A 12869-nucleotide genomic window follows, 5' to 3' on the forward strand; every position below is an offset into this window, starting at 1 on the left:
AACGGTGCTTGAATGAAAAAGGCCACGCATTGCGTGGCCTTTTTTGAGGATTTGGATCACTGCCCCTTGGGCTCGTCCATATTCAGAACACCATCCTCGAAGATATTCAACTTCTGCCTCAATTCGCGCGGCTGGGCAGGCGCCGCCCCGGTATCCGGCAGTGCCGGCTCGGCAGCCGGCGGCTGCACCTCGGGGGCGCCTGGCGCCTGTTTGCCTTGCTCGGCCTCGCCTTCGCCCTCGATGGCGCGCTGAGCCTTCCTGGTGAGTACGGTGATGTCGATCCGGCGATTGACCGGATTGAACGGATCCTTGCGATCGAACAGGGCCGAGGAGGCATAGCCCACCACGCGAGCCACCTGCTCGTCCGGGTAGCCCCCGGCAATCAGGGCGCGGCGCGCAGCGTTGGCGCGGCTCGACGACAACTCCCAGTTGCCGAATTCACCATCGCCCGCGAACGGTTTCGCGTCCGTGTGGCCACTGACACTGATCTTGTTGGGCACAGCCTTGATAGTCTCGGCGAGGATCAGCAGGATGTCTTCGAAGTACGGTTGCAGACGTGCGCTACCCAGATCGAACATCGGTCGGTTGGCCGCATCCATGATCTGGATGCGCAGTCCGTCCTGGGTGATCTCGAAGAGGATCTGATCCTTGAACTTTTGCAGTTCGGGATTCTCCTCGACCTTGGTCTGGAGCTCCTGCAGGAGCAGTTCAAGTCTCTCACGCTCGATCTGCTCGGCGAGGGTCTCGACCTGGTCGGCATCGACCTTTTCGGCATCAGTCGAATCGACCGCCGACTCCTGGGCGTCAGGCGCATCCTTCAGTTCAGGGTTGAGCGTGCGGTCCGGCGCCGGCGTCGGCGTGCCGCCCAGGTCGATCACGTAGGGGCTGGCGCTTTCCGTGAAGCCGATGGGGTCCTTGAAGTAACCGGAAATGGCTTTCTTCTGTTCGGGCGTCGCCGAAGACATCAGCCAGAGCACCAGGAAAAAAGCCATCATCGCCGTCGCAAAATCAGCAAAGGCAATCTTCCAGGCGCCACCGTGGTGACCAGCGGCATAGCGCTTTACGCGCTTGACGATGATTGGCTGGTTGTTCTCCATGACTCAGCCTTCAACTGCCACGCACGGCCTGCTCGAGCTCGCTGAAGCTCGGCCGATGCGCCGGGAACAGCACCTTACGCCCGAACTCCACGGCCAGAGACGGCGGCATGCCGGAGGCCGATGCCACCAGGCACGCCTTGATAGCCTCGAAGACATTGAGTTCCTCGCGCGCATCATGCTCGAGGGAAACCGCCAGCGGGCCGAAAAAGCCGTAGGCGGCGAGAATGCCGAGGAAGGTCCCCACCAACGCCGCGCCCACATGCTGACCAAGGGCAGCCTGCTCGGCTTCACCCAACATGGCCATGGTGACCACGATACCCAGTACCGCGGCCACGATCCCGAAGCCCGGCAGGCCGTCGGCGATTCGGTTGACCGCATGCGATGGATGTTCCAACTCTTCCTTGAGGCTTGCCAGCTCCATGTCGAACAGCCCCTCGAGCTCGTGGGGCGCCATGTTGCCGGACGACATGATGCGCAGGTAATCGCAGATATAGGCCGTCATCCGCTCATCCTTGAGGACGGACGGGTACTTGCTGAAGATCGGGCTGGCAGCCGCGTCCTCGATATCGGCCTCGATGGCCATCATCCCTTCGCGGCGGCTCTTGTTGAGGATCTCATAGAGCAGGCGCAGCACTTCCAGATAAAAACCGTGGGAGAAGCGCGTGCCGAACATCTTCAACGACTTCTTGAAGACATGCATGGTCGTACTGCCGGGGTTCGCCTGGAGGAAGGCTCCCAACGCGGCACCGCCAATGATCATAACCTCGAAGGGCTGAATCAATGCGGCGATCTTGCCATGGGACAGAATGTAACCGCCGAGCACGCTGGCGAATACGACGATGATGCCGATGATTTTTGCCATAGAAAGGGGGGCTTGAAGAGTTAGTCGCAAGGGTTATGAAAAACAACCCTTCTAATTATCGGAAATTATGCGCCAGACTATAGCCTGTTCAGGCGAAAAGCCAGATTGGCGCCTCCCTCATGTCAACCACAAAGCCCATGCCGCGTAGCCTCGAGTCCTGGATCAAACACCTTGATGGCGTGCGCCTGCCGGTTCCGGCAACCTGCCATGAGCGGGTTCGTCGCGCCTTGGGCGACAGCCGTCGCTCACTGCGCGAGATCGCGGAGTTGACTCAGGACAGCCCAGCCCTGGCGCTCAGCCTGCTTCGCGAGGCCAACTCTTCCAGCAACATGCTGGCAAGCCCGGCGGAAAGCTTGGAAGTCGCGTTGACCCGCGTGGGTCTGAAGCGCGCAGAAACACTCCTTAACCGCCTGCCAGCCGTCCACGAGAGCGACATTCCACAAGGCCTGCGCCAACTCCAACTGATTGGCCAGCACGCTGCGCAGCAGGCCAGCGGTCTGTTCGCGGCGCGCCTGGCAAGGCTCTGGCAGGAGATTCACTGGAACAGCCTGCTCTTCCTTTCGCCCCTGTGGCCATTGCTGGCCAGCCAGCCGCAACTGTTCGAGTCCTGGGAGCAGCGGGTACTGGGCAAGGGCGAGCCGGCCCGCACGGTCGAGTTGGAGCTTCTTGGAGTTCCACTGCTTACCCTGTGCCAGGCAGTAGCCGAGCATTGGCGACTTCCCGAATGGATCATCCAGGGTTACCGCCTGCTGAACAGCGACCGTCGGATGCTGGTCAGGGCACTGCACGTGGCCCGCGACAACGAACACCCCCTGCATCAGCAACAACTGCTTGATGCCGACCCCACGCTACGCCGCTGGCTGACCCAGCCCAGCAATACCATCCTGCTCGCCAATGGTCTGGCACTTTCCGCCCACGATGGCTGGAACTGCGGACACAGCCTGCGCTGGCAGCGCCTGACGGGATTGTTCCTGCACCTGCCTCTGGCCGAGCTGCAGCAGCAAGTCCACCAACACTCCGTATCCAGCGCCCACCAGCACGCGCGCAACGACCTCTGGCATCCGGCACTGGCCCTTCTCTGGCCCTGGAGCCGCCGACGCCTGCAAGCCGAGCCAGCGGCAGCGCCGGCGCCTTCGTCCCAGGCCATGGAAAACTGGCGCAAGCACTGCGCCGAGTTGCTGCGCGAACCCAGCCCCTATACCAACGTGGTTCAGTTGGCGGCTTGCGCACGGGATGCGCTGCAAGGCTGTGGCATGCGCCGCGCCCTCCTCCTGCTGGCCGACCGGAATCACAACCGCTTGCTTGCCCAGCAATCGGCCGGTCTGCCTGCAGAGGCGAACCGCCTGCAGCTGGACCCGAGCCAGAGTCAGGTCCTGCGCCGCCTGCTGACCCAGCCTGCCCAGCTGCGCCTGGGACCGGACAACTTCACCCAGTTTTCGCCGCTGTTGCCCGGACAGATCAAGGAGCTATTCCCCGGGCACCACCTGCTGCTGCGTTCCATCGCGATCAATGGTCGCACGGTCATGCTGGTGATCGCCGACCAGAATGGCGCACCCTTTTCCGATCTCAGCTTACGCGCCTTCACCAAGACCGCGCAGTGCATCGAGCGAGCGCTCGGCAACTTCGCCAATCGCGGCCGCTAGGCTTTCCGCTACAATCCGTTCCTTTTGCCCAATCCGGAGGCTCCCATGCCTGCCTTCCCCTCACTTGCTCTGGTCATTGAACCAGCCGATCTGGCGCAATACCTGGGCGCCAGCGACCTGATCCTGGTGGATCTCACCAGCGCCGCCCGCTATGCCGAAGGCCACCTGCCAGGGGCCCGCTTCGTCGATCCGAAGCGCACCCAGCTCGGCCAACCGCCGGCTCCGGGCCTGCTGCCCGCCCAGGCGGACCTCGAAGCACTGTTCGGGGAGCTTGGCCATCGCCCAGAGGCGACCTACGTGGTCTATGACGATGAAGGCGGCGGCTGGGCCGGTCGCTTCATCTGGCTGCTGGACGTCATCGGCCATCATCGCTACCACTATCTGAACGGCGGCCTGCACGCCTGGCTCGCCGAGGGTCGCGAAACCACCCAAGACATCCCCGCACCAGTGGGCGGCCCGATCAGCCTGACGCTGCACGATGAACCCACCGCGACGCGCGAATACCTGCAAGGCCGCCTGGGCGCTGCGGACCTGGCCATCTGGGATGCCCGCAATCCAAGCGAATACAACGGCACCAAGGTACTGGCTGCAAAAGCCGGGCACATCCCCGGCGCGATCAACTTCGAGTGGACTGCCGGCATGGACAGGACCCGGGCCTTGCGGATTCGTGAAGACATGGCCGACATCCTGCGCGGACTGGGCATCACCCCGGATAAGGAAATCGTCACCCACTGCCAGACCCACCATCGCTCCGGCTTCACCTATCTGGTCGCCAAGTCCCTCGGCTACCCAAGGGTGAAGGGTTATGCCGGCTCCTGGTCCGAGTGGGGCAACCACCCGGATACTCCCGTCGAGGTCTGAGACTTCCGCCCGCCAAGGACTCCCCATGAAAGAACGCCTATTCATCATCAGTCAGTACCTGCTGCCCCATAACCTGCTGTCCCGCCTGGCCGGCTGCATCGCCGAGTGCCGCGTGCCCTGGTTCAAGAACGCCTTCACCACCTGGTTCGCCAAGCGCTATCAGGTGAACCTGAGCGAAGCCGTGGTCGAAGATCCCCAAGGCTACGAACACTTCAATGCCTTCTTCACCCGCGCCCTCAAGCCAGGGGCACGCCCACTGGATAGAACCCCGGGCGCAATCCTGTGCCCGGCCGATGGAGCCATCAGCCAAGTGGGTAGCATCGAGCACGGGCGCATCTTCCAGGCCAAGGGGCACAGCTTCAGCGTGCTGGAGCTGCTGGGCGGTGATGCCGAGCGCGCAGCTCCCTTCATGGGTGGCGAGTTCGCAACCGTCTACCTCTCGCCAAAGGACTACCACCGGGTCCACGCCCCACTGGGCGGCACCCTGCGCGAGATGGTCTATGTACCGGGCCGACTGTTCTCGGTGAACCAGACCACGGCTGAAAACGTTCCGGAACTCTTCGCCCGCAACGAGCGCGTGGTCTGCCTGTTCGATACCGAGCGTGGCCCCATGGCGGTCGTCCTGGTCGGCGCGATGATCGTTGCCTCGATTGAAACCGTGTGGGCTGGCCTGGTCACCCCGCCAAAGCGTGAATTGAAGACGTTCAGCTACGACGAGCAGGCGCGAGCGCCGATCACGCTGGAGAAAGGCGATGAGCTCGGGCGCTTCAAGCTCGGTTCGACTGCCATCGTCCTGTTCGGACCCGACCAGATCAGCTGGGCCGAAGGAGTGTGGCCAGGCAGCCAGGTAACCATGGGACAGCTCATGGCTCTACCCAAAACCACCAGTTGAACCTGGGCGCCTGGACGAGGCATGCCCCCGCCCAGGTGCTTCACCGCACCAAGGCCCAACCTTGGGATCTGCTGCCTGAGCTGGCGGATGCTGGTAGAGTGCAGAAACTGCGCTAAAGCGCCTTGAGACTTCGGAGTTGTCGAGTCGGATGGATTACCAGAGCCCTCACCTGCTATTGCGTGTCCCCACGCCAAGCAAGCAGAGCCTGTCCTTCTGCGACGCCACTCCGCGCGGCCTGACGCGCTGGATCTCCCATCTGCCCAAGGCCAACCTTGGCGAAACGGCACGGCAGCTCTACCAATGCCTGGCCGAACTGAACCAACTGGTGACCCCTTCGGAGAATCGACTGCAGCTCCTCGAACTGCTTCGTCCCGAGGTGCACTTCGTCTGCTTTCACCTTGAGCGGCATTTCCTCAACCAGGCGATTGTCCTCGACGAACGTCCGCGCAAGGTAGCCAGCCTTTGCCAGGCGCTGCAGAACCACCTGGCCATCGGTTACAAGCTCATTGTCGTGCACGAGGCCCCTCGCCCGGGACGCGAGCGCGAGCGTGCACAACTGCTGACGGTCGCCGTGCAGCGCGCAATGCACAGCCTCAACGGTCCGCTGATTCGCTCCAGCCAGTTGTACTGCCCTGCCCCCGAAGGGCTCTGGCTGGAACTCCATCAGCTTTATCAACTGGCGCAAAGCCGCCAACTCCAAGGTATCGTGGTGCGCGACCCACTCGCCCGGCACACTCAGGGGCTAAGCGTCGAGCAGACCTATCTGGTCGCGCTGCTACTCGGTTGCGCACGCTGCAACCAGATGCGCCAAATTGGAATTGCGCGCCTTGCCGAATCACTCGAACCCTGGAGCGCACTGGTCACCTTGCAGCGAGCCGACCAGCCCTCCAGCCTGTTCGCCGTGGCCCCCCTGCTCGATGGACCGCCCCGCTACAAGTCGCTGTTTCAGGACGTGGAGCCGCAAAAGCTACTTGGCCTTGACCCCTCGCCGCTGGTCCACGCCATCAAAGACCACTTGCTGCTTCCCGCAGAGCAACGCGAGCAATCCAGACTGCTGGTTCCCGAAGGGCTGAGCCTGGACCTGCTTCAGCATCTCAGCTCGGCGTGGGGCGACATTTCCGAGCGCACGTTCCAGCGTAATCCCGGCCAAGGCAGCCTGACCCTGTGCATCGGCATGAGCGCGTTGCACTTCTTCCTCGCCGGCAATACGCCGTTCAGTGACGTACTGAAGCTTCCCCTGGAAGCCGGCCAGGCGGTCTTCAACCCGCAGCTCAGAAAACCCGCTGCAGATATCTGGGCAAAGGCCTTCGATGCTCAGCCGGCACGCACTACCTGGCATACCGATTTGCCCTTGGAGGAAATCGAGTACGCTCGTCCAGCGTCAAGTGGCAATCAGCAGCCCACCGGCTTGGAGGGCTATCCCACCTATAGTGTGGCCGTAGTCAATCACAGCCCTGGTGGCTACTGTCTCAGCTGGCCCAAGGACGTGCCTAGCCAACTGCAGGCTGGCGAGCTGCTGGGTGTACAGGACGCTCCAGGTCAAGGCTGGAGCATTGCCGTGGTCCGCTGGATCCGCTTGGTTCGGGGCGGCGGGACGCAAATGGGCATCGAACTGATCGCCCCGCACGCGCAGTCATGCGGGGCACTGCTGCTGCGCAAGGACGAAAGAAACAGCCACTACCTGAGAGCCCTGTTGCTTCCGGAAGTCGGTGCCATCTCACAGCCTGCTACGCTGATTACACCCCGCCTTCCCTTCCAGGAAGGCAATAAGGTGCAGATCAACCTGCGCGGGGAAGAACACAAGGCTGTGCTGACCCGTCGTCAGACCAGCACCGCCAGTTTCAGTCAGTTCGAATACCGCACGCTTGAGCATTCCGCGCCACCAAATGGGAAGTCCAGCACAACCCAGGGAGGCCATGCCCAGAGCGGCGACGAAGACTTTGACTCGCTATGGAAGTCGCTGTAGATTCGCCAACCACTACCATTTGTCGCCTATTTGCGCTCGTCCGGCGCTAAGTGCAGGCCATGGCCATCGAAAAGAAAACGATCCGCCTGCTGATACTGGAAGACTCGCAGAACGAAGCCGAGCGTCTGGTCAGCCTGTTCCGCAATGCCGGTCGCGCGACCCGCGTCCACCGCATCCTCTCCAACGACGATCTTGTCGAATCACTTCAGCAAAGCTGGGACATGCTGGTCGCGGCTCCCAGCAGCGAACTACTCGCCCCGCTCGAAGCACTCAACACCCTGCGTCGCCAGTCCAAGGACATTCCCTTCATCCAGTTGGTTCAAGGCAACGACTCCGATCTGATCACCGAGGCCCTGGCCCTGGGTGCCCAGGATGCCCTGCCCCAGGGAGAGGACGAACGCCTGGTGCTGGTGGCCAACCGCGAACTGGCCAACCTCGAACAGCGCCGCGGGTTTCGAGCTGCCGAAGTGAGCCTGCGCGAGGCAGAAAAACGCTGCCAGTTGCTGCTGGACAGCTCCGTCGACGCGATCGCCTATGTGCACGACGGCATGCACATCTACGCCAATCGGGCCTATGTCGAACTTTTCGGCTATGACGATGGTGAAGAGCTGGAGGGCATGCCGATGATCGACCTGGTCGCCAGCAACGACCAGGCCAGCTTCAAGGACTTCCTCAAGAACTATCGCGACGGCAATGGCGCGGGAGAGCTGACCTGCAATGGCTGCAAGGTCGATGGCCAGGCATTTCGCGCACACATGAGCTTCTCGCCCGCTACCTACGACGGAGAGCCGTGCATACAGGTGGTGATCCGCACTGAAACCGATAGCTCGGAGCTGGAAGAAAAGCTCCGGGAAATCAGCAGCCAGGATCTCGTCACCGGCCTGTTCAACCGCGCTCATTTCAACGAACTGCTGGATGCAGCGGCCGAGCGTGCAGTGAAGAGCTCACAGCCCTCCAGCCTTGCCTATATCAAGGTCGACCGCTACGCAAACCTACTGGCAGAAATCGGCATCGCCGGCATCGACCTGTTGCTGACCGACCTGGCCAACCTGCTGCGCACCCACTTTGCCGGTGACGCAAAACTGGCCCGCTACGGCGATGACGTATTCAGTGTGTTGCTGCCCGGCCTCACGCCCGAACAATCGGAAGAAGGACTGCACACCCTGCTTAAGAAGGTCGACAGCCACCTGTTCGACGTCAGTAGCCGTACCGTGCAAATCTGCCTGTCTATTGGCATCGCCGGCATCAACGACACTACCCCCAAAGCCCAGGAAGTCGTCGACCGCGCCCACCGCTGCGCCGACGAACTCAGCAATGGCAATTCGCTGAAACTCTACGATCCAGCCGATGAACTGGCGGCAGCGGCAAATCGCGGAAGCCTGGTGGCCATGGTCCAGCAGGCCCTGGAAAACAACAGCTTCCGCCTGCTGTTCCAGCCGATCATCAGCCTTCGCGGCGACAATTTCGAACACTACGAAGTGCTCCTGCGCCTGCTCAACCCGCAAGGCGAGGAAGTTCCGCCCGCCGACTTCCTGGACGCAGCCAAGAATGCCGGCCTGGCCGAGAAGATCGACCGCTGGGTGATCCTCAATTCGATCAAGCTACTGGCTGAACACCGCGCCAAGGGCCACAACACGCGCTTGTTCGTCCACCTGTCCGGCGCGAGCCTGCAGGACCAGACCTTGCTGCCATGGTTGAGCGTTGCACTCAAGGCTGCCCGGCTGCCCGCGGATGCCCTGATCTTCCAGTTCAGCGAACCCGACGCCATCGCTTACCTAAAGCCGGCCAAGACCCTCACCCAGGGCCTTGCCGAACTCCATTGCCAAGTTGCCCTGAGCCAGTTCGGCTGCGCGCTGACCCCGTTCAACACCCTCAAGCACCTGAATATCGACTTCGTGAAGGTCGATGGCTCCTTCACCCAGGAGCTCAACCGGACCGAGAACCAGGAAACCCTGAAAACCCTGCTGGCAAGCCTCCATGCCCAGGCCAAGCTGACCATCGTGCCCTACGTCGAAACAGCCAGCGTGCTGGCGACGCTCTGGCAAGCCGGCGTCAACTACATCCAGGGTTACTACCTGCAGGGGCCTAGCCAGGCCATGGACTACGACTTTTCCTCCGATGATGAGTAGTCAGCCCCCACCCACAAGAAAGCCGCCCGATGGGCGGCTTTTTCGTTCAGGCGCGGACCTCAGCCCTCACCATCACGGTCGCGGAACCCGAGCAGGTAGAGAATCCCGTCCAGCCCAAGGGTGGAGATCGCCTGCTTGGCCGACTGCTTGACCAGTGGTTTGGCGCGGAACGCCACGCCAAGACCGGCCAGGCCAAGCATGGGCAGGTCGTTGGCGCCATCGCCCACGGCGATGGTCTGCTCCAGGCGCAAGCCTTCCTTCTCGGCGAGCTCGCGCAACAGGTCGGCCTTGCGCTGGGCGTCGACGATAGGCTCGACAGCGACACCGCTCAGCTTGCCATCGACGATCTGCAGTTCGTTGGCGAACACATAGTCGATGCCCAGCTTCGCCTGCAACTGCCGAGCGAAATAGGTGAAGCCACCGGAGAGAATCGCCGTCTTATATCCCAGGCGCTTGAGCTCAGCGAACAGCGTCTCGGCACCCTCGGTCAGGCGCAGCGACGCACCAATCTCTTCCAGCACATCTTCGGAAAGCCCCTTGAGCAGCGCCAGGCGCTCCTTGAAGCTGGCGCGGAAGTCCAACTCGCCACGCATGGCGCGCTCGGTAATTTCCGCCACCTGCTCGCCAACGCCCGCGGCCTTGGCCAGTTCATCGATGACCTCCGCCTCGATCAGGGTCGAGTCCATGTCGAACACCGCCAGCCGGCGATTGCGGCGGAACACCGAGTCACGCTGGAAGGCGATATCCACATTGAGCGCCTGGGCCACGCTTAGGAACTCGGCACGCAGCGCGACCGGATCGGCCGGCTCGCCGCGCACGGAGAACTCGATGCAACCTTTGCCCTGATCGGCCGGCATGTCCAGCGGCATACGTCCCGACAGGCGGTCGATATGATCGATGTTGAGGCCGTACTTGGCAGTGATCGAACTCACGCTCTGCAGTTGCTCGGCGGTCACCTTGCGGGTCAGCAGCGTGACGATGTAACGGGGCTTGCCCTGACCCTCGACCCATTGCTGGTAGTCAGCCTCGGAAACCGGGGTGAAGCGCACCTGCTGATCCAGCTTGTAAGCCGTGAACAGCACGTCCTTGAGCACCGCCGAACCCATGCCGGTGTCGGGAATTTCCACCAGGATGCCGAACGACAGAGTGTCGTGGATCACCGCCTGGCCTATATCCAGGATGTTCACTCCACCCTGGGCCAATACGCCAGTAATGGCCGCGGTCAGACCTGGGCGATCTTCGCCAGTGATATTGATCAGGACAATCTCGCGCAAGGCGCACCTCCCTCAGCGCATGAAAAGGCGCACATTCTACCCACTTTCGGAGCACTTCGAGCATGCCGAACGCTTTGCCGTGCAAGGGCCGATCGTTATACTGCGCCACAATTCCGTCCGAGAAGAGCCGCGCTCTGTGAACCGGCCCACGTCCGTCAAGCCCGATAATTTCTTCCTGCTGATCTTCCATGCACTGCGCCAGCGGCGGGTTCCCATCGCCCTGCGTATCGCCAGCCACAGCCTGTTGCTGGTGGCGCTGGCGCTGGTCATCTATGCCTGGGTCATGGGCATGCAGTTCAAGCAGGCCATGCAGCAGCAGGCCGACGCGCTTGGACAAAGCCTGACCATACAGACGGCCGCATCGGCTACGGAGCTGCTGGTGTCCAACGACATCCTCAGCCTCAACGTCCTGCTCAATAACCTGGTGAAAAACCCGCTGGTGGCCCACGCGGCCATTTACAGCGTCGACAACCGCATCCTTGCCGAAGCGGGCTCGCGCCCGAAACAAGGACTGCTGGGCGAGGCCGAGGGACTCTACTCCACGCCCATCACTTTCCAGGAAGTGATCGCCGGACACCTGCGCCTAAGCCTGGACATGGAACAGTTCCAGCAGCCGATGACCATCAGTTTGCAAAGCATGGGCCTGCTTAGCCTGATCCTGCTGGCGCTGACCCTTTCCCTCAGCCTGCGCCTGGGCCGGCACATCTCTACGCCGCTGCTCCAACTGCGGGTATGGCTGCGTGATCCGGACGATCCCGCTCCCGGCGCAGGTCGCCAGGATGAGATCGGCGACCTGGCGCGCCAGCTGCAAACGCGTCTGGTGCCCGAGAAACCCGAGCCGGAACCCGAGCCCGAGCCGATCCCGGAGGTCGACTATGCGGAGGCCGATGAGGATGAGCTCGAGGATCAAACGGACGAGGAACCGAACTTTGAAGTTCGCGACCTGAGCGACAGCAGCTTCGACGAAGACGACGAGGGGACGCCCAGCAAGTTGTTCACGCCGGACGAGGAAGACCCCTTTGCCGACCTGCGCGATGAGCTGAACGAGTCTGCCAGCGCTTCTGCCGTCCCCGAGCAGCCACGAGAGGAGCCGCAGAGGAGTGCCGTGCTGGCAATCCAGTTGGGCGCCCAGGAGCAGCTACGGCGGTTGCCGCGCGCGCGTCTGCTGGATCTGCTGCAACGCTATCGAGACTGCATGGACCAGGCGGGCGCGCTCTACAAGGGCCAGTTGCTGACGCTCAATGACGGCAGCAGTTTGATGCTGTTCCATAGCCGCCAGAGCGGAGAGGACTACCTGACCCACGCCTTGTGCTGTGGTGAGTTGATGCGCGCGCTCGGCCATGCCCTGCAGATCGAAGTTGCCGACAGCGGCATCACCCTCCAGTTGCAACTGGGCCTGACCCTAGGCGAAGACCTGTCGGGACTCGGTCAAGGCGATCTCCTGCTCAATGACGCGACGCAGAACGCCCTGGCCCTCAGCCAGCACAGCCGCAACCTGCTGCTGGTCGAACGCGCCATCGCCGACGCGCCACTGGTACGCGAGCGGGCCCGCGTCCGCGCCATCGCCAGCCCCGAGGGTGCCTCCTGCGTTGAACGCCTGCTGGAGCCCTATCCATCCCTGCTGGAACGCCAGCTCGCCCGCATGCACGAAGCCCGCGCCCACTAGGGAGCGGCTTCGGCGCCCTCGTTGCCCTGATCACGCTGTGCGCTTTCATAGGTGATGTCACGCCCCAGCGGGGACCCTTGACGATTGAATCGGCTATGTCTGCGTTAGCTGTTGCTCGCAATCAATGGCCGGACTGAGAGCCTTGTAGGAGCGGGGGGACGCCGAGTTCTTGCTCGCGAACCAACCCCCTTTTGCGAGCAAGCTCGCTCCTACAAGGAATACCGCCACTTGCAATACTCCATGCAGACAGTGCCAATGAATTCGCCTCCAAAGATATTGTTCCCACACTCAGCGCCGCGGGATACGGCTCAGGGCAGCGATACCCAATCTGCAACCGGCCTTATACCTGTCATTGGGACCTGGCCAACCTACGCGCGCACTCGGCTCCGCTGTCTAGGCTTCGGTCCGGGCTAGAAGGGCCAAAGCGCTCAGTCTCAGGACTCAAACGCCCATGAAAAAGCCCGCATCATGCGGGCTTT

At 62.3% G+C, this 12869-nt stretch carries 9 protein-coding genes; 6 read left to right on the top strand and 3 right to left on the bottom strand.

All coding sequences use genetic code 11. From position 1 onward, the window contains the following. Nucleotides 1-56 precede the first annotated feature (56 nt). Both motB and motA read right to left on the bottom strand, forming a co-directional pair. Nucleotides 57-1097 (bottom strand): flagellar motor protein MotB, encoded by a 1041-nt coding sequence (motB, locus tag OXH74_RS05705; RefSeq protein ID WP_375740420.1) that lies wholly within the window; start codon nucleotides 1095-1097, stop codon nucleotides 57-59. A 10-nt stretch (nucleotides 1098-1107) separates the two neighbouring features. Then, nucleotides 1108-1959, bottom strand: a complete 852-nt coding sequence (gene motA, locus OXH74_RS05710; protein ID WP_215371520.1) for a flagellar motor stator protein MotA — start codon at nucleotides 1957-1959, stop codon at nucleotides 1108-1110. Nucleotides 1960-2078: 119 nt separating this feature from the next. Between motA and OXH74_RS05715 the strand changes: the two genes are divergently transcribed. The 5 genes from OXH74_RS05715 (at nucleotide 2079) to OXH74_RS05735 (ending at nucleotide 9450) form a co-directional block, all read left to right on the top strand. Then, nucleotides 2079-3602: an HDOD domain-containing protein gene (locus OXH74_RS05715; RefSeq protein WP_375740421.1), complete on the top strand. Its 1524-nt coding sequence runs from the start codon at nucleotides 2079-2081 to the stop codon at nucleotides 3600-3602. Nucleotides 3603-3647: 45 nt separating this feature from the next. Then, nucleotides 3648-4463 (top strand): thiosulfate sulfurtransferase, encoded by an 816-nt coding sequence (gene rhdA, locus OXH74_RS05720; protein ID WP_375740422.1) that lies wholly within the window; start codon nucleotides 3648-3650, stop codon nucleotides 4461-4463. Between the two features lie 25 nt (nucleotides 4464-4488). Beyond that, entirely contained in the window at nucleotides 4489-5355 is an 867-nt protein-coding gene (asd, locus tag OXH74_RS05725; protein WP_375740423.1) for an archaetidylserine decarboxylase, read from the top strand. A 148-nt stretch (nucleotides 5356-5503) separates the two neighbouring features. Continuing rightward, nucleotides 5504-7321: a molecular chaperone gene (locus tag OXH74_RS05730; protein WP_375740424.1), complete on the top strand. Its 1818-nt coding sequence runs from the start codon at nucleotides 5504-5506 to the stop codon at nucleotides 7319-7321. A 59-nt stretch (nucleotides 7322-7380) separates the two neighbouring features. Next, on the top strand, nucleotides 7381-9450 hold the full coding sequence (locus OXH74_RS05735; protein ID WP_375740425.1) for an EAL domain-containing protein: 2070 nt from the start codon (nucleotides 7381-7383) through the stop codon (nucleotides 9448-9450). A gap of 59 nt (nucleotides 9451-9509) precedes the next feature. On the opposite strand, the gene serB is transcribed toward OXH74_RS05735, so the two are convergent. Beyond that, complete coding sequence (gene serB / locus OXH74_RS05740; protein ID WP_375740426.1) at nucleotides 9510-10724, bottom strand: phosphoserine phosphatase SerB; 1215 nt, start codon at nucleotides 10722-10724, stop codon at nucleotides 9510-9512. Between the two features lie 136 nt (nucleotides 10725-10860). Between serB and OXH74_RS05745 the strand changes: the two genes are divergently transcribed. Further along, nucleotides 10861-12390 (top strand): histidine kinase, encoded by a 1530-nt coding sequence (locus tag OXH74_RS05745; protein ID WP_375740427.1) that lies wholly within the window; start codon nucleotides 10861-10863, stop codon nucleotides 12388-12390. Nucleotides 12391-12869 lie beyond the last annotated feature (479 nt).

The organism is Metapseudomonas boanensis, from assembly GCF_042232855.1.
Lineage (GTDB): Bacteria > Pseudomonadota > Gammaproteobacteria > Pseudomonadales > Pseudomonadaceae > Metapseudomonas > Metapseudomonas boanensis.

Bases quoted from the DNA above. Each gene is read 5' to 3' on its own strand.
- OXH74_RS05735 (WP_375740425.1), top strand. From the start codon at position 7,381: ATGGCCATCGAAAAGAAAACGATCCGCCTGCTGATACTGGAAGACTCG.
- motB (WP_375740420.1), bottom strand. From the start codon at position 1,097: ATGGAGAACAACCAGCCAATCATCGTCAAGCGCGTAAAGCGCTATGCC.
- motA (WP_215371520.1), bottom strand. From the start codon at position 1,959: ATGGCAAAAATCATCGGCATCATCGTCGTATTCGCCAGCGTGCTCGGC.
- OXH74_RS05730 (WP_375740424.1), top strand. From the start codon at position 5,504: ATGGATTACCAGAGCCCTCACCTGCTATTGCGTGTCCCCACGCCAAGC.
- rhdA (WP_375740422.1), top strand. From the start codon at position 3,648: ATGCCTGCCTTCCCCTCACTTGCTCTGGTCATTGAACCAGCCGATCTG.
- OXH74_RS05715 (WP_375740421.1), top strand. From the start codon at position 2,079: ATGTCAACCACAAAGCCCATGCCGCGTAGCCTCGAGTCCTGGATCAAA.
- asd (WP_375740423.1), top strand. From the start codon at position 4,489: ATGAAAGAACGCCTATTCATCATCAGTCAGTACCTGCTGCCCCATAAC.